The organism is Chryseobacterium sp. UF-81, from assembly GCF_058245105.1.
Genome location: NZ_JBSIBX010000001.1, coordinates 312,052 through 334,305 on the forward strand (window position 1 = coordinate 312,052; position 22,254 = coordinate 334,305).

The 22,254-nt window shown below is 38.2% G+C and carries 16 protein-coding genes and 1 pseudogene; 6 read left to right on the forward strand and 11 right to left on the reverse strand.

Going from position 1 to position 22,254, the window contains the following annotated elements:
• Positions 1–20 precede the first annotated feature (20 nt).
• The 4 genes and pseudogenes from AC4IFE_RS01535 to ahcY form a co-directional block, all read right to left on the reverse strand.
• Positions 21–1,547: a BspA family leucine-rich repeat surface protein gene (locus tag AC4IFE_RS01535; RefSeq protein ID WP_490754332.1), complete on the reverse strand. Its 1,527-nt coding sequence runs from the start codon at positions 1,545–1,547 to the stop codon at positions 21–23.
• 128 nt (positions 1,548–1,675) lie between these two features.
• Positions 1,676–1,822, reverse strand: a pseudogene (locus tag AC4IFE_RS01540) (YiaA/YiaB family inner membrane protein); the annotation flags it as partial.
• A 169-nt stretch (positions 1,823–1,991) separates the two neighbouring features.
• The gene (locus AC4IFE_RS01545; protein WP_490754334.1) at positions 1,992–2,795 is read right to left on the reverse strand and encodes a hypothetical protein; all 804 of its coding nucleotides are present in this window, start codon (positions 2,793–2,795) and stop codon (positions 1,992–1,994) included.
• A 112-nt stretch (positions 2,796–2,907) separates the two neighbouring features.
• Positions 2,908–4,224, reverse strand: coding sequence for an adenosylhomocysteinase (ahcY, locus tag AC4IFE_RS01550; RefSeq protein WP_490754336.1), 1,317 nt, complete (start codon positions 4,222–4,224; stop codon positions 2,908–2,910).
• 164 nt (positions 4,225–4,388) lie between these two features.
• On the opposite strand from ahcY, the gene AC4IFE_RS01555 reads away from it, so the two are divergent.
• The gene (locus AC4IFE_RS01555; RefSeq protein ID WP_490754338.1) at positions 4,389–4,820 is read left to right on the forward strand and encodes a HugZ family pyridoxamine 5'-phosphate oxidase; all 432 of its coding nucleotides are present in this window, start codon (positions 4,389–4,391) and stop codon (positions 4,818–4,820) included.
• A gap of 294 nt (positions 4,821–5,114) precedes the next feature.
• Entirely contained in the window at positions 5,115–5,729 is a 615-nt protein-coding gene (locus tag AC4IFE_RS01560) for a 4'-phosphopantetheinyl transferase superfamily protein (RefSeq protein WP_490754340.1), read from the forward strand.
• Here the strand turns inward: AC4IFE_RS01560 and AC4IFE_RS01565 are convergent.
• The 3 genes from AC4IFE_RS01565 to porU all read right to left on the reverse strand — a co-directional run bounded on the left by AC4IFE_RS01565 (position 5,710) and on the right by porU (position 13,647).
• The gene (locus AC4IFE_RS01565; protein ID WP_490754342.1) at positions 5,710–7,974 is read right to left on the reverse strand and encodes an FUSC family protein; all 2,265 of its coding nucleotides are present in this window, start codon (positions 7,972–7,974) and stop codon (positions 5,710–5,712) included. The genes AC4IFE_RS01560 and AC4IFE_RS01565 overlap by 20 nt on opposite strands.
• A 549-nt stretch (positions 7,975–8,523) precedes the next feature.
• A complete protein-coding gene (gene porV, locus AC4IFE_RS01570; protein WP_490754343.1) occupies positions 8,524–9,687 on the reverse strand; it encodes a type IX secretion system outer membrane channel protein PorV in 1,164 nt (387 codons plus the stop codon).
• Between the two features lie 60 nt (positions 9,688–9,747).
• Entirely contained in the window at positions 9,748–13,647 is a 3,900-nt protein-coding gene (gene porU / locus AC4IFE_RS01575) for a type IX secretion system sortase PorU (RefSeq protein ID WP_490754345.1), read from the reverse strand.
• 164 nt (positions 13,648–13,811) lie between these two features.
• On the opposite strand from porU, the gene gldJ reads away from it, so the two are divergent.
• Positions 13,812–15,416, forward strand: coding sequence for a gliding motility lipoprotein GldJ (gene gldJ, locus AC4IFE_RS01580; RefSeq protein ID WP_490754346.1), 1,605 nt, complete (start codon positions 13,812–13,814; stop codon positions 15,414–15,416).
• A gap of 154 nt (positions 15,417–15,570) precedes the next feature.
• A complete protein-coding gene (locus AC4IFE_RS01585; RefSeq protein ID WP_490754347.1) occupies positions 15,571–16,842 on the forward strand; it encodes a UDP-N-acetylmuramoyl-tripeptide--D-alanyl-D-alanine ligase in 1,272 nt (423 codons plus the stop codon).
• On the opposite strand, the gene AC4IFE_RS01590 is transcribed toward AC4IFE_RS01585, so the two are convergent.
• The gene (locus AC4IFE_RS01590; RefSeq protein ID WP_490754349.1) at positions 16,835–17,446 is read right to left on the reverse strand and encodes an NUDIX hydrolase; all 612 of its coding nucleotides are present in this window, start codon (positions 17,444–17,446) and stop codon (positions 16,835–16,837) included. The genes AC4IFE_RS01585 and AC4IFE_RS01590 overlap by 8 nt on opposite strands.
• Before the next feature lie 40 nt (positions 17,447–17,486).
• Here AC4IFE_RS01590 and AC4IFE_RS01595 point away from each other — a divergent pair, with 40 nt between their 5' ends.
• Positions 17,487–17,876: an SRPBCC family protein gene (locus tag AC4IFE_RS01595; protein ID WP_111960645.1), complete on the forward strand. Its 390-nt coding sequence runs from the start codon at positions 17,487–17,489 to the stop codon at positions 17,874–17,876.
• A 29-nt stretch (positions 17,877–17,905) separates the two neighbouring features.
• On the opposite strand, the gene AC4IFE_RS01600 is transcribed toward AC4IFE_RS01595, so the two are convergent.
• Genes AC4IFE_RS01600 through bamG form a run of 3 tightly spaced genes read right to left on the reverse strand, consistent with a single transcriptional unit; the run spans position 17,906 to position 20,874 of the window.
• Positions 17,906–18,949 carry an anhydro-N-acetylmuramic acid kinase gene (locus AC4IFE_RS01600; RefSeq protein ID WP_490754351.1) on the reverse strand — a complete coding sequence of 348 codons (1,044 nt, stop codon included), beginning with the start codon at positions 18,947–18,949 and terminating at the stop codon, positions 17,906–17,908.
• Between the two features lies 1 nt (position 18,950).
• On the reverse strand, positions 18,951–19,547 hold the full coding sequence (gene lptC, locus AC4IFE_RS01605; RefSeq protein WP_490754353.1) for an LPS export ABC transporter periplasmic protein LptC: 597 nt from the start codon (positions 19,545–19,547) through the stop codon (positions 18,951–18,953).
• 1 nt (position 19,548) lies between these two features.
• Entirely contained in the window at positions 19,549–20,874 is a 1,326-nt protein-coding gene (gene bamG / locus AC4IFE_RS01610) for a BamG family beta-barrel-assembly machinery protein (RefSeq protein ID WP_490754354.1), read from the reverse strand.
• Positions 20,875–21,119: 245 nt separating this feature from the next.
• On the opposite strand from bamG, the gene AC4IFE_RS01615 reads away from it, so the two are divergent.
• On the forward strand, positions 21,120–22,238 hold the full coding sequence (locus AC4IFE_RS01615; protein ID WP_490754356.1) for a DNA polymerase III subunit: 1,119 nt from the start codon (positions 21,120–21,122) through the stop codon (positions 22,236–22,238).
• Positions 22,239–22,254: the final 16 nt, after the last annotated feature.

The following is a 22,254-nucleotide window of genomic DNA, read 5'->3' on the forward strand; positions in this document are numbered from 1 at the left end:
GATATAAGGCGATTTTTGTTTTATTTCCTGATAAATTTAAAAGACCGGATTTTTTCTTTTGAAATAAGCTGCAGCATATAATTTCCCGGTAGTAAAGGTTCTACATTGATGCTATCCCCTTTTATATGGTCTTTCATTAATATTCTGCCCGATGTATCCAGAATCATATAAGAAATGATTTCCGGCATATTTCTGATAAAAATGCTATGATGTACGGGATTGGGATAGATAGATCCGTTTTCTTCCAAATGTGAGTCTGAAACAGATAATACACGGCAATCTCCAGGCAGATCATAAGTGAAAATCCAGCCTTTGGCAATCAGGATATTTCTTTTATCAATAATATCCGTAGAATAGGAAAGGGGCTGTAGCGGGCCCAGATTAATATTATTTGCTGTATTGATATTCATGGCCCATCCGGAGAGGGTTTTGCTGTAATTTGTACAGTTAATCCCCGAATTATAAAAAACCGTGTGCGCATCGGTAAGAAATGGAAGATTCCAGTTTTCCAGACTTTGATTAAAATGAGCCGCTCCTGTAAACATGGTATTGATAGTAGTCACTTTACTGGTATTCCATGAATCAAGAGGCTGATTGAATGCGGTACAGCCATGAAACATATGGGAAATATCAGTGGTGTTGGAGATATTCCAATTGTTGAGCGGCTGATTAAAATTGGGGTTGAAATGGAAAAGGAAGGTCATATTGGTCACATTCAAAGTGTTCCAGTTGTTCAAAGGCTGATTAAAATTAAGTGTTTCAGCGAACATATACTGCATATTTGTAACATTTGATGTATTCCAGTTATTCAGATTCTGATTAAATTTTTTGTTGTTGTAAAACATGTAACTGAAATTTCCGGCAGATGAAGTATTCCAGGAACCTATAGGTGCATCAAAATTATCCTGTGATAAAAAAGGAGGACAGGCAAACATATATTCAAAATTTATTATGGACGATGTATTCCAGGTACCCATTGATAGGTTTCCCGCAAACTGTCTGATATTGTAAAACATATAGGATGCATCAGTAACCAGGGAAAGATCAGGTGCGTCGGATGCAGTGAGCTGGAGGGAAGGGCAGTTTGCAAATGCACTCTTCATAGATGTCCATTGGATATTTCCCCATTGAGATATTTCCATAATCTTATCAATATTTCCGTAATTAGTCCATGAGTTGCCTATGTTGCTGCTGAATTGAATCTGTTTGAAAAGACCGTTTCCGTTGCTTGCTTTTACTTTATAAGTGGCATTGGCAGGAATGGGGTTCAGAGGAGTTCCGAACTGAATCAGTACCTGTTTGTTCGAATTGACATTCACCATTGTACCATTATGCTGGGGGTAGTTTACTTCTTCCCAAGTAATGGTGTAGTTTTCACCAATTCCGGGAAACCATATTTCATTAACCCCTGCCTGTACAGGAGCATCTATAGTGACGGAGTTCAGTGGTTGGAGGTTGGGCTTCCAGATTGTAATAAATTCATCCTGGGCATTGATAGATTGAAATAATAATGTTATTGAAATAAATAATAGAATTTTATTAATCATATATTAGTTTTTTGGAAATAAATATATGTAAATTAATAAAATTCTGCAAATATTGGAAAATCTATTCCTGTATTCTCATTATATTGCTTTTAATAAAAAAACGCTTCAATATTTGAAGCGTTTTTTTATTATTCCTGGATCATATTGTCCCGTGTATTTTTCTGGACGGAGATGGCTCCGAAAAGGGCGAGGAGAAATGCAAATGCATAAAATCCTTTTTCACTTGGAAGTATGGTGGCATTCCAAAGCCCAACTGCCAACAGCACGATGGAAGAAAATATGGATAAAATAGGGATACGGCAGTAATTGGGATTCCATTAGCCCCGATAGAAGCGGTTACCCCACAGCAGTGAGGCCTTAAGCCCGGCGCGAGGAGTAGAAGCGGATAGCGGGAATAGCTTCAAAAAAGAAAAACTCTCCTAAATGGAAAGTTTTCTGTAGCCGTTACTGTGTAATATATTCGTAATTATATTGCACGTAATTGCTTCCATTAGCCTGTTTTCCGACTACCTGAATGGGTAGCTGGGCACTATTGTACTGTATGGTATAAGTATTAGTTTGATTTTGGGTCCAGCTTCCGTCACTATTTCTGTAACTTATTTTTTCTGCTGTATAATTGTTTTTGCTTAAAGAATAGGCTCCTTCCATCATAATTCTCATATACTTGTTTGTATTGGTAAACGGACTTAGTTTATCATCATAAGAGAATTCTCTTTTATAAGTAGGGCTTATTATTCCGCCGAAGGTGGAAGTTTCCACGGAAATGTTGTCTCCGCCATAAGTGTAGGTGGAAGTACCTGGATTCGAGCAGTCTGCTGACTGACAATGGGTGGAAGATACGAGTTTACCGTTTGAATTATATGTATAAGTGCTTTTTCTGTTGAAATCCGGGTTCGTATAGATAGCTTTGATATCAACTAATTGATCGCCATTATAATTAAATACAGCATAATACTCTAAAGTCTGATTGGCTGTGTAGTAATTTATCTTTATCGGTTTTCCGTTGCTATACTCGAAAACGGAAGATCTCCCTCCGGACAGCATTTTTATGAGCTCTCCCTGGCTGTTGTATTCGAATGTGGATACAGTGGTTTCAGGATTGGAAGGATTGTCGTAGTAAATGGTAGTGACTTTACTCAATAACAATTTTTTTTCTGAAGGATCATTTGTAATTTCGTTATCATCGCTGCTGCAGCTTGTAAAAATTGTCGCTGAGCCCATTAACCCCAGAAATAAATATTTTTTCATTCTCTTTTTTTATTTTCCAAAAATAAGGAATACTTGTCAGGTTTGGAAATACAGCAAACAAAAAAATCCCACTATATTGAATAATGGGATTGTGTATGGATTGAAATAAATCTTAGTATCTGTAGTACTCAGGCTTGAATGGCCCTTTTACATCTACACCGATATATTCAGCCTGTTCCGGAGAAAGAGTTTCCAGTTCAACGCTTAATTTTTTAAGGTGCAAAGCAGCTACTTTTTCATCTAAATGCTTTGGAAGCATATACACTTCGTTTTTGTAAGCAGCAGCATTGTTCCACAATTCGATCTGAGCCAAAGTCTGGTTAGAGAAAGAGTTAGACATTACAAAACTTGGGTGTCCTGTTGCACAACCAAGGTTTACCAATCTACCTTCAGCAAGAATAATTACTTCTTTCCCGCCTTCTAATGTGTAGATGTCTACCTGAGGCTTAACTTCAGATTTTGTGTGACCGTAGTTTTTGTTTAACCAGGCCATATCGATTTCATTATCAAAGTGACCGATGTTACAAACGATCGCTTTATCTTTCATTTTAAGGAAATGCTCTCCTCTTACAATGTTGAAGTTACCTGTAGTGGTGATGATGATATCTGCATTGTCTACAACTGTATCCAGTCTTTTTACTTCATAACCATCCATGGCAGCCTGAAGCGCACAGATTGGGTCAATTTCAGTAACCGTAACAATAGAACCAGCTCCTCTGAAAGAGGCAGCAGTACCTTTACCAACATCTCCATAACCGCAAACTACCACTCTTTTCCCGGCAAGCATAACGTCTGTAGCTCTTCTTACAGCATCTACTGCAGATTCTTTACATCCGTATTTGTTGTCGAACTTAGATTTAGTTACAGAATCATTTACGTTGATAGCAGGCATTACTAAAGTTCCGTTCTTCATTCTTTCATAAAGTCTGTGTACACCTGTAGTGGTTTCTTCAGAAAGACCTTTGATATCTTTTGTGAATTCAGGGTATTTATCAAAAACCATGTTTGTTAAATCTCCACCATCGTCCAAAATCATGTTCAATGGTTTTCTGTCTTCACCGAAGAATAAAGTCTGCTCAATACACCAGTCAAATTCCTCTTCGTTCAGACCTTTCCAGGCATAAACGGGAATTCCTGCAGCAGCAATAGCAGCAGCAGCATGATCCTGTGTAGAGAAAATATTACAAGAAGACCAGGTAACTTCAGCTCCTAAAGCTACCAATGTCTCGATAAGCACAGCTGTCTGGATCGTCATGTGAAGACATCCGGCAATTCTTGCGCCTTTTAAGGGTTGAGATGGTCCGTATTCTTCACGGATAGACATCAAACCTGGCATTTCTGCTTCGGCAAGGGTAATTTCTTTTCTTCCCCATTCTGCTAGGGATATGTCCTTCACTTTGTAAGGAACGTATTGTGTTGTAGTACTCATATGTAATGAATAAGTTTAAATTCAGTTGATAACGAAATGCAAAATTACGATTAATAATTAAGATAAAAAAACGGCAGGCCGGGTTATATTAATGAGATTACACATAATTTAATATTATTTAGTCTTAATATAAATAACTATTTTTGTTCAGATAATTTTATACTATGAATCATACGAATACCCAGGAAATGGCTAACAGAAAAGCAAAGCCGGTTGCTCCAAAAGTAAAGGAACTGATAGAACGTGCCAAAAGTGTGATTTTGGCTACGGTAGATGCGGAAGGAACTCCTAATTCCAGCTATGCACCTTTTGTACAGTTGGGAAATACGTTGTATATTCTGGTATCCTTTATGGCAAAACATACTAAAAACCTTGCAGACGGCAGAAAAGCTTCAGTAATGTTTATTGAAGACGAATCTGCAACTAAACAGATTTATGCCCGTGAACGTCTCACCATTGAAGCATCAACATCCCGGATAGAAAGAGATTCTGAAACCTGGAACACTGCTGTTACTAAGCTTAAAGAAACTCACGGAAAAGTGGTTGATGTTATTTCAGAAATGGGAGATTTTATTCTTATCGCTCTGCAGCCGTAAAAGGTTCCTATGTAAACGGATTTGGAAGCGCGTATTTTGTAGATGAGAATCTTGAAATTCTTGAGCATAGAAATGATGTGAACCATCAGTCTAAGTAAATAGGTAAGGGGAACTGGAAGAGGGAGGCTGGAGGTTATACCTGTTAAGCTAAGAGGCAAAAATACTTTTAATAGGTACCTTTGTTTTATTGACAAATATAAACTTCCTTCTTCAAGCTTCCATCTTCCGTCCCTCTTCATTTACTCCATTTTCTCTTTCCGCTTCTTTTCACTACTTTTATCGAATAAAAAAACGATGCCCCTTTACCGAGATTTTTCAGATGACAATGCCACGATCCTTGTATGGAAATATGATGAAAGCGAAGAACTTGACATCAACGAGCTTCTGGAACCTGAAAATGCGGAAAAAGTAAAAGACTATCATCCGAAAAAACTCCAGGAGGTACTCATGGTCCGTAAGCTCCTGAAAGGGTTAAAACCTCACTCCAAAATATTGTATAAAGAAAGGGAGCCTTTCCTGTCGCCTAAAGATGCAGAAATTTCTATTACCCATTCATTTCCTTTCGCAGCGATAGCGGTTTCTAAAAATAAAATAGGCATTGATATTGAAAAGTTCAATCCAAAAATTTTAAGAGTTATCGATAAATTCACCTACGAGCATGAAAGAGGATTCATTCCTGAAGATAATGCTCCTGCTTTCTACACTATTATATGGAGTGTGAAGGAAAGCATGTACAAGATTCATCATTCCAAGTATTGGTCCCTGAAGAAGAATTACGAAGTTAAGCCGTTTGAGCTCAAGCATCTTTATAAAATTAGCTGCAGGGTTTATGATGAACAGTTTTCAGACGAATTCAAGGCGAGAGTGGAATTTTTTGATGACTATTGCTTTACGATTGTGGAGGAGTAGAATCAGCTTCGCTTCTGTATTTTTCAATTACTTTTCTCTGTTCTTTGGCTACGTCGTAAATCAGTTCCAGAATATCGTGGATGTTTTTAAGCTCCGTTAAATGTGAAATTTTATCAGGATCTCTTTTGTCAACCAGATCATTTTCCTCTATCTCCGTTTTTCTTTTCGAAATCAGATCTTCAATGGAAGAATCTTCCGGTTCCAGGCGGCTCTCCATTTTTAAAGCTTCATTAATCTCGTTTCCATGTAATAAAACGGACGTTTGCTGCATTTCGGCTTCGATTTTTCTGCTCCAGCTTTCGGCATCTATTTCAGGATACTTTTCATTGTTTTTAGAATATTGGGAAAGGGAAGCGGTATAGGCTGTGATCAGGTGTGATGTTGCGACAAACTGATGCACGACTTCCAGCTTTTTCTGCTGGTTCTTCGGTTCAGAGATCATTCTCTGGAAGTTGTCGGAAAGGTTGGCCAGCGAAATAATGGCATTTTTCCGCTTTACTTTATAATCTTCAATATCAAAATTTCCATGTAAAAACTTCGAAATGACACTTTCAAAATAAATCAGATTATCTGCCGCAGACTTTTTCATCAGATCAAGATTCTGAGTATGTTCCCATACAGGAAGAACAATATATGATACGGCAAAAGCAATAACTCCGGCTATAATGGTATCCAGAATCCTGTCCTTAAAGATCACGTTTACATTTCCGGGATTTAAAAAGTTAAAGCTCAGAAATATATAGATGGTCATAAACAGGACGGCCCAGAAATAGCGGCCTTTCAGAAAGCTGAAACACATAATCATGCTCAAAAGCAGAATGGTAAATAAAAGCCCATTGAAGTGTATAAAATGCAGAATCGTATAGGCAATAACTGCACCTGCAATGGTTCCGTATAAACGGAGAAGATTTCTCTTTTTTGTAATGGAGTAGGCGGGCTTCAATATCGCCGTAATTGTGATCAGGATCCAATAGGTATGGCCCAGGCCCAGAAAATCGAACATAGAGAAAAGATAGCCTACAAGCAGTGCTGTCGTAATTCTTATGGCGTGTCTGAAATGAGAGGAAGAAAACGAAACATTATTCCTTAAAACTTTGAAGTTAAGCTTCTCTTCATTAGGCATGAATTTTTTTAAATCTAAACCTGTGGAAAGACTTTTGGCCAGTTTTACATCCTGGGAAAATACTTTATAAATTTCATTGATCTCTTTTGTGATCTCGTTGATGCGCATCAGGATCTGACGGAGGATCATAAAATTTTCCAGATTATCAGGGGTCAGCTGTTTATTGCGCAACTCAAAATAATGAACGTTGAGATTTTTCAGTTCATGTTCCAGATCGAATATGGGTTTTGCCCTTGTTCCGATCTGAAGCGAGATTCCGATATTTGTGATTTCTTCAGCCAGAAGGTTTAGATAGTCATGAATATTAACAAGGATCATGCTGTCTTCAAAACTCTGCTGCAGTTTCTGATAGTCGCTTTCAGAAGTCATCAGTTTTTCATGAAGATCCATAGAATTAAGGAACATCAGCATCAGCAATCGGCTGGTTGTGGTAGATTCATTTACGATGGTTCTCGTTTTGAAAACAGTTTCTCTTGTTTCTTCCTGAAGGTTTTTGATGCCGACCTGCTTGGCAATGACCTGAGTGGTCAGTTTATCAAAATCAGGGTTTTTCTGGTAATAATTAGCTTTGATCTTTAAAAATTCTGCGAGCTGCAGATAATTTTCCCCGATCATCTGTCCTGCCAGTTTATAAGGCTGGATGGTGGTAACCACAAGGAAGATCAGCAAAAACCAGATACAGCCGGATGCAAAGATCAGCAGGCTTTTAAAAATATTACCTCCCGTAAGATGCCCGTCAATAAAGATCGCGAGTACAACAAGAGATAACGAACCGACGGCAGCAAGCCTCTGTCCGTACACCCCGATAAGAGAGAAAAACATGCCGAATACAATAATTTCCAGGATGACCAGGACTTTAAAATTCATGACCATGCTGGCAATAAATGCAACGAACACAAAACAAAAAATAGCAAACGTAAGTGCATTTCTCCTTCTGATAAAAGGCCCGGGCTGATCGCAAAGTGCTACAAAGCTGGTTCCGAGAGGAAATAAAAAGTACTCTTTCAGGATTCCGAAGTGGGCGAGGACTAAACAAGGCAGAACAGTTGCCAGCGTAATTCTGATCGCAGAATAGACATATTGGCTGGTAACAAATTTTTTGAGTTCTGCTGAATAGTTCATACTACAAAATTAATTATTGAAAACAAGAAATGCCTTATAAAAATGAGACTTTTGCAAACTTATATATTATATTTCTGTAATAATTTTTCAATTGGTAATGGATTGTGGTTGGGTCTAATACAAATTTAGTGCTGGGATTGTATTATTTGTTGCTCAAGTGTGAATGGTGAATTTTGCTTCGCAAGTGAATAGTGAATCTGTGAAGGACAGAAAAATCATGGTAATCCCAATATAAATTTAATGCTGGGATTGTATTATTTGTTGTTCAAGTGTGAATGGTGAATTTTGCTTCGCAAGTGAATAGTGAATTTGTAAAGGGTAGAAAAATTCACGGCAAAGCCAATACAAATTTAGTGCTGGGATTGCATTGTCTGTTGCTCAAGTGTGAATGGTGAATTTTGCTTTGCAAGTGAATGGTGAATCTGTAAAAGGTAGAAAAATTCACGGCGAAGCCAATTGACAGCGCAGCTAATTGCCTATTGACCAACTAATGGTTTACAAAAAAAAGCCCCATAAAAATGAGGCTTTTGTATTTGGGCAGTAAATATCTTAATTATCTACATTAGATGTCTCATCACCAATGTTCCAGGTAAGACCGAAACGAAGGGTATTATCTAAAGCAGTATTTATTTTTGACATATTGATCAGGTAAGAAATATCAAGTCCGAAAGAACGGTACTTTAATCCGATACCTGCTGTAGCGAACTGTCTTGCTCCCTGCTCTTCACTTTCGTGGAAGTAACCTGTTCTTACGGCAAATGCATTATCATAAGAATATTCTAGGGCACCACTCATCATGATAGAATTTTTATTTTTGAAAGATTTTCCGATCCCTGCCATTACTCCTACGTTAGGAATCTCATATCTTGGCTGTCTGGTGTTAGGATCTATTCCAACATATTCTGAACCCGGAACCAAAATCTTAGAACCTTCAACACTAATGCCGATTTTGTTCATATCATCTAAATACATATCGTATCCAAGCCCCAATCTTGCCATCGTAGGCAGATAAGATCTGGATTCTTCATTTCCTGTATAGTCTAATTTCGGACCTAAGTTCTGAATAGCGAAACCTGCATTCACTTTACCATCATATCCTCCGAAACTTGAAAATCTTGGAGAAGTATAGTATCCTGAAACGTCAACTGCAAAAGAGTTGGCAGCTTTAAGGGTAGTATCTGTGTTAAAACCTCCGGCTAAATCTGAACGGATGAATCTACCGGTAACGGCCATTGAGTAAGAATCAGAAAGTTTCAGGCCGTAAGCAACATCAATGGAAAATTCATTAGGCTTCGATGTACCCATAGAAGTTACTTCTGAACCTACCAGCTGAGTAAGGTCTACCTCACCCATGTTGAAATAATAGATACTTGCTGAAATAGTAGATCTTTCTTCCTGGCCTAAAAATTTATGGAATGCACCATATAGTAAAAATACATCATTGGTAAGTTTCCCCATATAAGGCGTATAGTTAAGACCTATGGAAGAACTTGTTCTGCTAAAAGGATATTTTGCCGCATTCCAGAATTGTGAAAATGCATCCGGTGAAGTTACCACCCCTTGGTCTCCCATACCTCCAGCTCTTGCATCTGGTGCAATTCTTAGAAAAGGAGCTCCGGTTAATACTGGATTTATTTTACTTAAATCTTGCGAATAGCCTAAAAAACCAGCACTTAAACCAAATCCCAAAAGCAGTTTAGTAGTTAAATTCATATGTTGTCTTTTATATATTATCAGTTTTTTATAAAAATTATTGTCTATGTCTTATTTAATTTATTTCAAAAGTACCATTTTTTCTACAGCTGTAGCACTTCCTTTGCATTTTTCTTGATTTTGACTTTTTGCAAATATCTTAAAAATATACGTACCTTTTGCAACAGTTGACCCAAAATCGTCTCTTCCGTCCCATTCTATTGCCTGACGAGGCGTTCTAAAGCCCTGTAGGAACGGTTCTGCAACTACAGGCTGAGATAATGTTCTCACTAATTTTCCTGTTATCGTATAGATTTGAACATTTACATCTAAAATATCATCGCAGTTATGTTCAAACTGGATGTATGTTTTATTGGTGAACGGATTCGGCCAGTTTAGCGGTCTGTTAATGATCAGATGCTGGTCGGTTTCATCCTTAACTTCAAAGTTTAACGTAGACGTTGTCGAATTATTGTTTATGTCCCAAACTTTAAATGTTAACTGGTGTTGTCCTATTGCTAAATTCCTGAAAGGGTAGGTTACATTTCCTTTCTGATAGTCGGCAAGACTTGGGCTAAGACATCCGTTTCCTTCGCCTGATGCAAAGAAATCATTCAGAACAACCGTGTTGATGATCTGCCCGTCAAGATAAACAGTAATATCATGACCTACACCAGATCCTGTGGAATTGATCCCCGTATCATCTGTAACACAAGCCAAAAGCATGGGATTCTGGTTGGTAATTCCGCCATCGGCAAAATTTGTATTATTCATATACAATTTTACTTTTGGTGGCTCGTTATCGTTGATTCCGTTAGGATTGATATCTCCCACCTGTACTGCCTGGTTATTGAACACATCTGTTACTTTATTGTCCGCATAGCCCAGTATTCTTCCTTGTCCTACAGCATAGTTGATATCTTTCGGCACATAGAATTCTACAGTGAAGACTCCGTTTACCGCAGTTCCTGAGGCCTTAACAATAGCACTTCCTTCTTCTGTGTAATTCATGACAGGTGCTAATGCCCCGTCATTATTCAAGGTTTTTTTGTTGAGTCTTTTATCAAAAATATTGATAGAAACCCTTCCGTTGAAAGTTGTGTTAACCGTTCCGTTAGGATTGTTGATATGGCCTTTCACTTTAATGAAATCCAGACCTCTGATCAGTCCCGGAACCGGAGATTCAATATTGTCGATAACAAGCTGTCTCTGTGGCCTGCTCAGTTTCATTGCCGGATCCCCAAGTAAATTTACTTTCAGATGGTCAATATTGGCTCCTTTTTGTTTTTTAGCATTTAAATGGGCATAACCTAAAGTTTCGAAATCGTCATTGATCAGTTTGAAAATATTCTTTGTGTAAAGATCTGTAAAGTTACGTCCGTAATCTACCCCAATGGCACGGCTTGATGTAATCATGGCAGCAGCACCTCCCTGTTTAAGTTTAATGAACTGTTCCCCTGCAGAAGAAGTAGCCGGTTCATCCCATAATGTAAATTCACAGGTGATGGTAGATACAAACGGGAATCTGCTGTATACATTGGAGAAATTATTGGAATTCTGAATTTCCGTACTCGTCAGTACCCTTTCCTGTGCCCATCCGTTGATTCCTCCATGTCCGAAATAGAACAGATAAAGACTGTTTCCGATATCATTTGAAATGGCCTGGGTCACCTGAGGAAATCTTTGTCCGGCCGCAGTACTTTGGGCTGCGAAAGCATCCAGATATAATTTTCTTACGTTATATTCTTTCAGATCCTGCTGGCCGGGAACTTCAAAAACACTGGCTAGCGTATTATTCATTACTTCATGGAATGGACTTCCGCCATCTTTATCATCATCTACTACAAAATCAAGCTTCATACGCCATTCTCCGAAAGGAGAAGATTGCCCTGGAAGAGCATTGTAATAGGCAAGAGTTTTACTGATCATATTTCCCGCTTCAGTTGCATTGGCTGCAGGAATTCTGCCCACAGGGATATCCGGAAGGTTATTTTCAATGGAAGATGTAGTCTGTGGCTGCGTCATCACAATATAGTCATCGGTTATAAAAGAACCGACAAAATCTGCCGAATTTTCACCATGGTAACCAGAAACTATATTCGAATTGCCGGAGATCCTGTTTTTGTAGTCATAAGAAGCGTCTCCCAAAATAAATACATATTTAAGTCTTGCGCTGTTATTAAGCTTTGTTACAAAATCCCTTATTGCAGTAAGATCTCTGCTTCCGCTCCCGAATTCATTATAAATCTTAGCCGCATCTACGATCTCTACCGTATAATTGTTTTTAGTCTGGTGGTAGCTGGCCAGTCTCTGGGCCTGTCCCATCATTTCGGGAACTGTGATGATGAGGTAATCCACATTCTGCAGCCCGGAAAGATTCTGGTTGGCAACTCTTTCTACAAACTGAGGGTTATATGCTGCATCAGCACGGAAAGCCACAAATTCATTATTGAAATTTGGGTCAGAAGTCAGGTAGCCAAAGTTAAAGCTGCCTGCGCCCGCTTTATTTACTCTTCTGTTGGCATTTGTAATATCAGTTACATCCCATACCTGCTCAAGGTTTACAGCATTGGAAATACCGAAGCCGTAACTGGTATTGGTTCCGCTGGTAAGTGAGAAATCCCTGAAGTTCATCTGGGATCCGTTGAAAGCAAGATTTTCTTTATACTGTACTTCCGCATAATCAAAGTGGAAAACTCCGTTCGGATTTACAGAAATATTGGGAGCATAATTAAAAGTAATCTGGTTTCCGCTCAGGTTGGATATCGTTCCTTCATATCTTAGCTGATAAAAATCAAATACATAATTATTGGTATTGGCCGGAACCGTCTGAGTGATAGGGTTTTGGTTGTTAATTTTAAATTCAACACTATTCTGCTGAGATCTATAGCCTATCGCCTGTGTTCTGTATCTTATGACATCACCAGCCTGTATTGGTGAATTGGTAGTAAAAGTTACTGCTTTATCCGTAGTAAATGGCGCTTCTTCCACCCAGATTCGTCCTACTTTTAAAAGATTCTTCTGGTCATTATTAATCACCTGGTAATTATCATACCTTGTTATTAAATTACCGGCCGGAAGATTAACGTCGACTGGCTGCACTCTTTTGCCTGCACCCTTATCAAAATTAATAAAGTAGTAAGAAAAATCTTCATATATATTTTTGACATTATTGCTTCTGTCCATTCTATTGTCCACTCTCTTGAAACCATTTCCGTTGGATGTGTCATAAAGATTGTATCCGTCTGGCCCCTGAGCATAGAACAGAGCATAATCACCGTCATTCCATACACCGTCTTCTTCACCCACTACCTGAATAGCATTTTCCTGAAGTGCGCTGTATTTGGTGTCCAGGTTATATTCAGGAAGCATTACACCGCCGTTTCCATAAATTCTGAAATTTTTCGGATTTACAGAAGCCGGATTAATGCCGTTATCTTTTAAAAACTGGGTTGTAATTTTAAATATACCCGATTTGTCTACTTTAATTTTATAAAAGCCACCACTCGAAAGAGGATTTGCGGTGCTTCCCACTTTGTTTGCATTTCCGGATATGAAATTGCTGGAAGCTGCTGTTTCAGAAATGTTGAATGAAGAAAGTCTCTGGATACGTCCCTTTACATTCTTAAATAAAGACACACTGATGCTTGCATACCTTTCTCCTTCCAATGTATAGTAGGCAATATCTGCAACGTCATAATCCGGCAGTCTGCCCTTGTCAAGATCATATAAATCTTTACTGGAAACATTCTCCCAGGCCAGATCTGAAACTTTCAGCTGCTTTTCTCCTATTTTTTGTTTGGTTATGATAAAAACATTATTTTGGCTGAACGAAAAACCTTCATTTTTGAAATTTGGAAGATTTAATTTTGTGTCACCAAAATCTTGGATTTTAGAGCCTTCCCATTCTATGGCTTTTCTCTGGGCCCAAAGTGTTGATACAAAAGAGAATAGTAATAAAAAGGTGATTTTTTGTTTCATGTTTATTATTGAAATTTCTGAATTACAAATAAAATGAAAATTTTAGAATTAAATTGTGATACAATAAAATTAATTTGTTAACGTTTTTCAAAAAAATCAAATGTTTACTTGATTTATTGAATAATTTATTTTTTCTTTGTACTTTGAAAATATTTATATCGACTATGAAAAAACTAAAGTTGTTTTCATTAATAGCATTAAGTTCTACACTTGCATTAACCAGCTGTGGCGGATCCGGGACCAGCAAAGGAGGCGGTACTAAAAAATTTGTCAGCAAGACGGGTTGGAAACCAAACGAAAAACAAGGTTGGTTTTTTGCAGGAAAGCAACAAAAACAGAAGGGGTGGCCAGGAATGGTATATGTAGAAGGTGGAACTTTTACAATGGGATTAGTGAAAGATGATGTTATGCATGATTGGAATAACACACCGCGCAGAATGCAGGTAAGTTCATTCTTCATCGGAGAAACAGAAATTACTAACTACGAATACCGCGAATACCTTACATGGTTGAAGTATGTATTTCCACCAAGTGACCCCAGCTTCAAGGAGATCTATAACGGCGCTTTGCCAGATACTCTCTTATGGGACAACAAACTAGCTAGAAACGATTATAATGAAACGTATCTTCGTTCTCCGGAATTCGATTACTACCCGGTAGTAGGCGTTTCCTGGACTCAGGCGAACAGATACTGTGAATGGCTTACAGACAGAGCAAATGAAAAAGCTTTAATGCAAGCCGGAGTTATTGCTAAAGATTTGTACATCAACGAATCCAATAACCAGGGCGGAACTGCATTCAACATGGATAAATTCAAATCGAATGATCCGGAAATGCAGGGATATATCAATGAGAAAAGGTTGCAGCAAAAATCTGGTATGAAAACAACCAACCAGAGACTTCTTTCTGCAAACAGAGCTCCAAATGCTTCAATGGTTCAGAAGTTCAGACTTCCTACCGAAGTTGAATGGGAATATGCAGCTCTTGGTATGGCTAAAAACAGAGAATACAACCAATACTTAGGTAAAAAACCTGAAATCGAAAGATTAAGAGGTACCAAAGGAAGAGATAAAGGAATGTTCCTTGAAAACTTCAAAATGGGAAGAGGTGACTATTCCGGTATTGCAGGATGGAAAAACGACGGAGCTGCACAAACAGCAGACGTAAGACAATATCCTTCTAACGATCTTGGAATCTACGGTATGTACGGAAACGTTTCTGAATGGACGGCTGACGTATACAGACCAATCATTGATGAAGATTTCAACGATTTCAACTACTATAGAGGGAATATGCCTCAGGCTATTGTAAGAAACGGTGACGGAACTTACAAAATGATCGACGAAGGTACGATCAAGTATGATACTTTAGCAGACGGAAGATTAGTATACAAAGGTTTACCTGGACAGTTTGAAAGAGAAACCGTTGCTGATCTTAGAAACTACAGAGATGGTGACAGACAGTCTTCTTTAGAATATTACAGAGCTTCTTCAGACTCATCTTCTTCATTTAATATGTACAATGCTCCTCAGAGAAGATTTATTGTAGATGCAGGGGGAAGAGTAAAACTACAGAAAGATACCAGAGACAGAACATCTGCAGTATCTAATGACGTAAGAGTTGTAAAAGGTGGTTCTTGGCAGGATACAGCATATTGGCTGGATCCGGGACAAAGAAGATACAAAAACGAAGGCAAAGCTTTCGGATGGATTGGGTTCCGTGTTGCACAGGATGCCAGAGCTAATGATAAAGGCAGAACTAGAAGATAATATTTATCAAAAAATACTTATAAAAAACCTTCCGGATTTCCGGAAGGTTTTTTTATTTTTGAACTATGAAATCGCTTTGGCTAAAAAGTCTAAAAACACTTGTATAGATTTGGCGATTGCATGTGACTTCTTTAAAAAAAATATATATTTCCACATGAATATAGAACAGTTTTATCCTTTATTTTTACAGTCAGATAAAGTGACAATCGACAGCAGAAAAGTCGGTAAGAATGATATTTTCTTTGCCTTTTCCGGTGAAAATTTCAATGCTGCAACACTGGCAGAAAAAGCTGCTGATGACGGAGCTTTGGCCGTGATTGTGGAGAAACAGGAATTTGAAAATAAGGATAGAAACATCTTCTGTGTTCCTTCTACACTGGAATTTCTTCAGCAGCTTGCGATTCACCACAGAAATCAGCTTAAAATCCCTGTTATCGGGCTTACGGGAAGTAATGGGAAAACAACGACCAAAGAGCTTATCCATGCTGTTCTTTCTGAAAAATTCAATGTACAGTATACTTCCGGAAATTTAAATAACCACATTGGAGTTCCTTTAACCATTCTTTCCATTAAACCTGAGCATGAAATGGCAGTGGTAGAAATGGGAGCCAATCACCAGAAAGAAATTGAGCTTTTATGTACTATTTCACAGCCGGACTTTGGGTATATTACCAATTTTGGGAAAGCCCATCTGGAAGGCTTTGGTGGATTTGAAGGAGTGATCAAAGGGAAATCTGAACTGTATGATTATTTGAAAGCCCATCATCAGACTATTATTGTCAATGAGAATGACCCGGTACAGGTAGAAAAAACGGAAAACTATACGCCTGCAATTACCTTTGGAAAACATACTTCCGATTACCAGTTCGGACTGTTTTCCGAAGAACACTTTGTAGGATTAGAATATAAGAATTCAAAAGCAGTTTCGAAGCTGACCGGAGAATATAACTTTACCAATTTATGTGCAGCAGCCAGTCTTGGTCTTCATTTCGGGATCAGCTTTGAAAACATAAAACATGCTGTTGAAAATTATACCCCGACCAATATGCGCTCGCAGGTCGTGAAAAAGGAAAATGCAACATTAGTCCTGGATACCTACAATGCCAATCCAAGCTCTATGACTGCTTCACTGCACAATTTTGTGACCTTTGAAGGCCGTAAAACAATCATTATCGGTGATATGCTTGAATTGGGTGAGGAGAGCGTAAAAGAACATCAAAATATCTTAAATCTTGCCCAGGAATTAGCTTTTGACCAAATCATTACGGTAGGGAAACATTTTAAAGCTGTCAGTTCCTCTTCATTGTCTTTTGAAAATACGGCAGAATTAATAGAATATCTCAAGCAGAATAAAATTGATGCAGAAAATATCCTGTTAAAAGGTTCAAGAGGGATTGCGCTTGAAAAGGCTATCGAATTTATTTAAGCTTTGAATTCCAGAATTCTTTTACGATCAGTTTAATATTTTGGAAAGTGCTTGGGAAAACTTCATTTTCGATCTGAGTGGTGTTTTTCCAGGCAACTTCTGTAATTCCTTCTTCTATCTGTGGTTTCGAGGTATCTTCACCATCGAAGTTCATTTCAAACCAATGTGTGCATTTAAGGATCTTTTCACCGTTTCTTTCGATATAGATATGGTAGGTTGTATTAATGAATTTTACCAGCTCTACATTTTTCAGCCCTGTTTCCTCCTCAATTTCTCTTATAGCCGATTCTTCGCGGGATTCGCCTTTTTCCATTTTACCCTTGGGCAGATCCCATTTGCCTAACCTTTTAATGAAAAGCAGCTTTCCGTCAGGGTTGCTGACAAGGCCGCCTGCCGCTTCTATGATTCTGAAAAGCTTCTGGAATTCGCTCCAGATTTCTTCAATATTCTCACCGAAAACATTAAGTTCTTTCACCGAAGTATTTTCCAGAAGATCCAATGCAATCTCTAAAGTTGTGAAACTTTCGTACCTAAGTTCTTTTTCAAGAGGTTCGGGCTGCTTAGACACTAATAATTTTTTTTCGTTCACAAAAACTTTATACATATATTTGTAAGAATTAAGAATTTAAATACAAAAATAAAAAATGAATTTAGAAGGACGAAAGATTATTGTCAATAAATCATCTAAAGACTTGTCTGAAATATTGAAATCGCCTGAAAACTATAAAGATTTTATGCCGGATGGTCTTCAGAAATTTGAAACCAGAGATAACGGGTTCAAATTCGGTCTTCAGGGTATGCCTGAAATCGCTTTGAAAATAGATGAAGTGAACGAGCAGAAAGCAGTTTTGAAATCCGCAAGCTCAAGTCTGGATTTTACCTTGACCGCTGCTTTAAACTCTATCAACGAAAGTCAAACTGAAGTTCAGATGCTTTTTGAAGGAAAATTTAATCCTTTTATCAAAATGATGGTGGAAAAGCCGCTTCAGAACTTTATCAATACACTGACAGATAAGATCGAAGCTTACAAATAATATGAAAACCTTCAGCAATGAAGGTTTTTTTATGCCCATACTCCTGAACTGTGATCTCCGGTACTTCCGGTTGCAGAAGAAAGGACATTGATTTCATTCTTCATCCTTAAAACACCCATAAAGGCAAAGATTAACGCTTCTTTATGATCGATGATCTGCCTGTCCGGAGTGATAACTGAAAACGCTGTTTTTTCTCTGATCTTTTCGATGAGACAGGTATTATAACTGCCGCCGCCGGTGCAGAGGACATTTTCTAAATGGTGTTGGTTAATAACATTTGAGATCTGCCAGGCCACATGCTCAGTGAACGTAGCCATGGCATCTTCTGTTGTAATGCCTGCCAAAAGAGGGAAGATAGACTCATTGCACCATTCAATTCCTAAAGATTTAGGATGTGGCTGATCATAAAAATCCAGGGAATTAAGTTTTTCCAGAAGATCTTTGTCAATACGGCCTTTTCGGGCTAAATCTCCGTTTTCATCAAAATTTTTATTGAATTTCTGAGCAAGCCTGTTCAGAACAATATTGACAGGAGCAATATCAAATGCTATTCTTTTGCCATCCTGCTTTAAAGAGATATTGGAAAACCCACCCAGATTCAGGCATGCATCATATTCAGAAAAAAGAAGTTCGTCCCCGATGGGAACCAAGGGAGCTCCGTTTCCTCCCATCAATACATCCTGGCTTCTGAAATCGTAGATAACCGGAAGTCCTGTTTCTATTTTGATGGCTCTGCCGTCTCCGATCTGGAGAGTAAATTTCTTTTTAGGCTGGTGAAATACCGTGTGGCCATGAGAGGCGATCAGGTCAATCTTTTCGAGACGATGACGGTCAATAAATTCCCGGACCTTCTGGCCAAGGTAAAAACCATATTCCGAGTGAAGTTCCAGTAATTCTTCCGAAGATAAATGAATGGAATTTCTGAGCTTTTCCTCCCAGTTTTGAGAATAGGGAAGGGTTTCAGCTTTTATGATCTGAAAATTCCAGTCCTCCTTTTTTTCAAAAGCAGCAAAACAGATATCCAGACCATCCAGACTGGTTCCGGACATGAGCCCAATAGCCTGAACTTTCATATTACTGTGGTGTTTTTTTTTCTTCGAGTCTTTTTGTACTGAAATCCCCTGAATTATTGAAGAAAGTATATTCGGAGAAATCATCTTTGGCTGTCATACCATTGGCACCAACCAGAGTAGAGCCGTCTTCCATGGTGACATATACGGTGTCTTTTGTGTAAATTCTTTTCTTTTTCTGATCCCAGTAGATACTCTGCATTGCGAACCGCTGGCCTTCATTGGTCGTAATTCTTACATCGCCTTTGGCTTCGTAGAATCTTTTATATTCAAAAATGCGGGCATATTTAGCGGTGATTTTACCAGGAATCTTAGGCTTCTTCTTATCGTAAAATTCTATGTTGATCCCCCTTTTGGCCACAACGTACGGACTGTCGATCAGCTCATATTTTTCAATGATCGGAGCCTTGGCTTTTAAAGATATAAAACCTGAATCCCTTTGTATGATATTTGCGTTATTGATGATCTGTGAAGGGAAGTTCTTGCTTTTATTTCCATTGGCTTTGGTAAGATCTTCCTCACAGGATGTCAGTATAAAAAATATAGCACAACTAAAAAGGCATGCTATATTTTTATATGATATTTTTATTGAAAAATTCATTTTAGTTGTACAGAGTCTTTCTGAACCATCTGTCAGCAAAGTTGAAGCCGACTTTTAAGTTAATGAAATTCTGGTTGATCAGGTTGTTATTAAGAGTTCCTCTCTTTCCAAGTTCAACGCCCAGTTCAAGACCGCTCATTCTTGTAATACTGCTGGTTTTGAATGGAAGCAATACCCCTGCAGAGACCCCAAACTTATTGATGCTGGTACCGTTTATCTTAAGATTTCCTCGTTCATAGAAAGCCCCATACCTGTAGGTTACTCTTGAAAAATAGTTTCTGAAGTTGTTATAATTCGGCAGATACCATCCTCCGGCAGAAATTCTGTAAGTATCCTGGAAGTCAAAAGTTCTTCCGAAATAAGAAATATCTTCTCCTTTTTTATAGTCAAGCTGTCCTGAAAAGAACCAGTGGTTTTCGCTTCCATATCCAACCCCTAAAGATGCCTGTAATGGAAGAAGGTTTTTAGAGCTTGTGCTTTTTTGTTCTATAACGGTTTCCAAAGCCTTAACTGTCTGTGCAACATCAGAATATATATAAGTACTGTTGACGTAATCTGTGGTCATGTTGCTGGTATTACCAAACGTAGCCGTAGCCCCGATGGTTAATTTCTTGTCTGTACGCGTATTCAGGCTCTGGTAGCTACCCCCAAGCGTGAAATTAAAGTTTTTAATGCTGTTTTTAGTTTCGTAACCGTTGATATATTCAGCATTAGCTACTCCGTCTTTATCGTAAGACCTAAGCTCGTTCAGGTCATAAAGATTTCCAAAATAAAGGTTAGCTCTCAAACCTACCGCAAAGTTCTGGTTGATTTTATAAGAAATGGCTGCCTGGGCAGTATTCAAAGTTCCGCTTCCTTTAAAACGGTTCGTATAATATCCGCTTAATGTTTGAACATTATCTACAGTTTCGTAGGTTTTAATCGTATTTACAATATCATAGCTCTTGGAACTGTAAGGCTGATAAGAAAGTCCCATCTTTACCTTTGGAGACAATGGAAATGCCAATGCAATATTAGAAAGATACGTAGAATGTTTGGTAGACTTCGTATCGTTATAATCTGTTTTGAAGTAATTGTTTTCGTTGGTAGCCTCCAGTCTGATACTTGTAAGCTCGAAATTAGAGTTATTCGCAGGGTTTGCGAAATTGAAGCTGCTCGTGAAATCACTGATATAAGCAGTAGATATACCACCCATAGAGGCAGTTTCAATCGTATTATCATATTTTACATCCCCAATTCCATAAGTTGCATACGGAGAGTTACTAATACTCTGTGCATTTAGGAAGTATCCAACTGATATGAATGATACGGCAAAGATTTTTTTCATTCTTTATTTTTAAAACAATGCGCAAATATCTTAAATATTAATGAATTGTAAAAATTATATGTGGTTAAAGTTTGTTAAGGGGGATGAATAGCCATAATTATGGTGAATTGTTAATTGTGAATACGCTTTGCCTGTTATTTTTATGCTTTACTTATAAATGATATTACTAAAATTCACCATTCACTTCCGAAGCAAAATTCACATTTCAGAAATCATCCGTTCTAAAAATTCTTTATCTTTGAGCCATGAATTGGGAGAACATCGCCGGACAGGAAAATCTGAAAAAACTTCTTCGTGAAAGCATTGCTGAAAACAGGGTAAGCCATGCCCAGCTTTTTTTAGGAAAAGAAGGATATGGTACATTTCCTATGGTTTTGGCCTATGCCAAAGAGATCTTTACCCGGGAAAATGAACATGCTGCTTCGAAAGTGGAACATCTGAACCATCTTGATCTGCACTTTAGTTTCCCCGTTTTTACCGATAACAAAAATTCTTTAAGTAAAAATAAATTTGAGGATTTCAGGGAAATGATCATGGCTTCTCCCTATGCAAGCTATGACGACTGGACCGCTTTTCTTGAATCTGAAAACAAACAGCTTTTTATTTCTGCCGATGAAATTGATGATCAGAACCAGAAGTTTGCTTTAAAGAGTTTTGAAGGCGGAACCAAAATCCTGATCATCTGGAGAGCCGATAAAATGAATATAGCAGCCGCGAATAAATTTCTGAAGTTTTTGGAAGAACCACCGGCAAAAACACTTATTCTTCTTACTGCTGAAACGGCTAATGATATTCTTCCCACCATTCTTTCCAGGACACAGATCGTGGAAGTTCCAAGAATAAGTGATGAGGATCTGGAAAATTACTTTAGGAAGAATTTTCAAATTTCAGAAGAAAAAGTTAGGGAGATTGTTCACGAAGCCCAAGGCGACCTTAATGAAGCTCTGAAAATTTTAAATTCCGGACATAAGAGCGACGAGTTTGAAAAGCTTTTTATACAGTGGGTAAGAGATGCGTTCATGGTAAAAAAGAAACCTCAGTTCCTTAAAAGCATTATCCTATGGGCCAGAGAAATTGCAGGCTGGAACCGTGAAAAACAGAAAAACTTCCTTAACTACTGCTCCGAGATCTTCAGGCTTGCCCTGCTTCAGAATTACCAGTCCGAAAATCTGGTGTATAAAAAGATTGATGCAGACGGTTTCAACTGGACCGGATTCTCAAAATTCATCAGCGGGGCCAATATTGAAAGTATTCTGGAAGAGATCAGCACTGCGGATCTGCACCTGACAAGAAACGGGAATCCTAAAATTGTCTGGACAGACCTTGGGATTAAATTATCACGGTACATTCACAAAAACTCATAGTTCCGGCTGATTACAC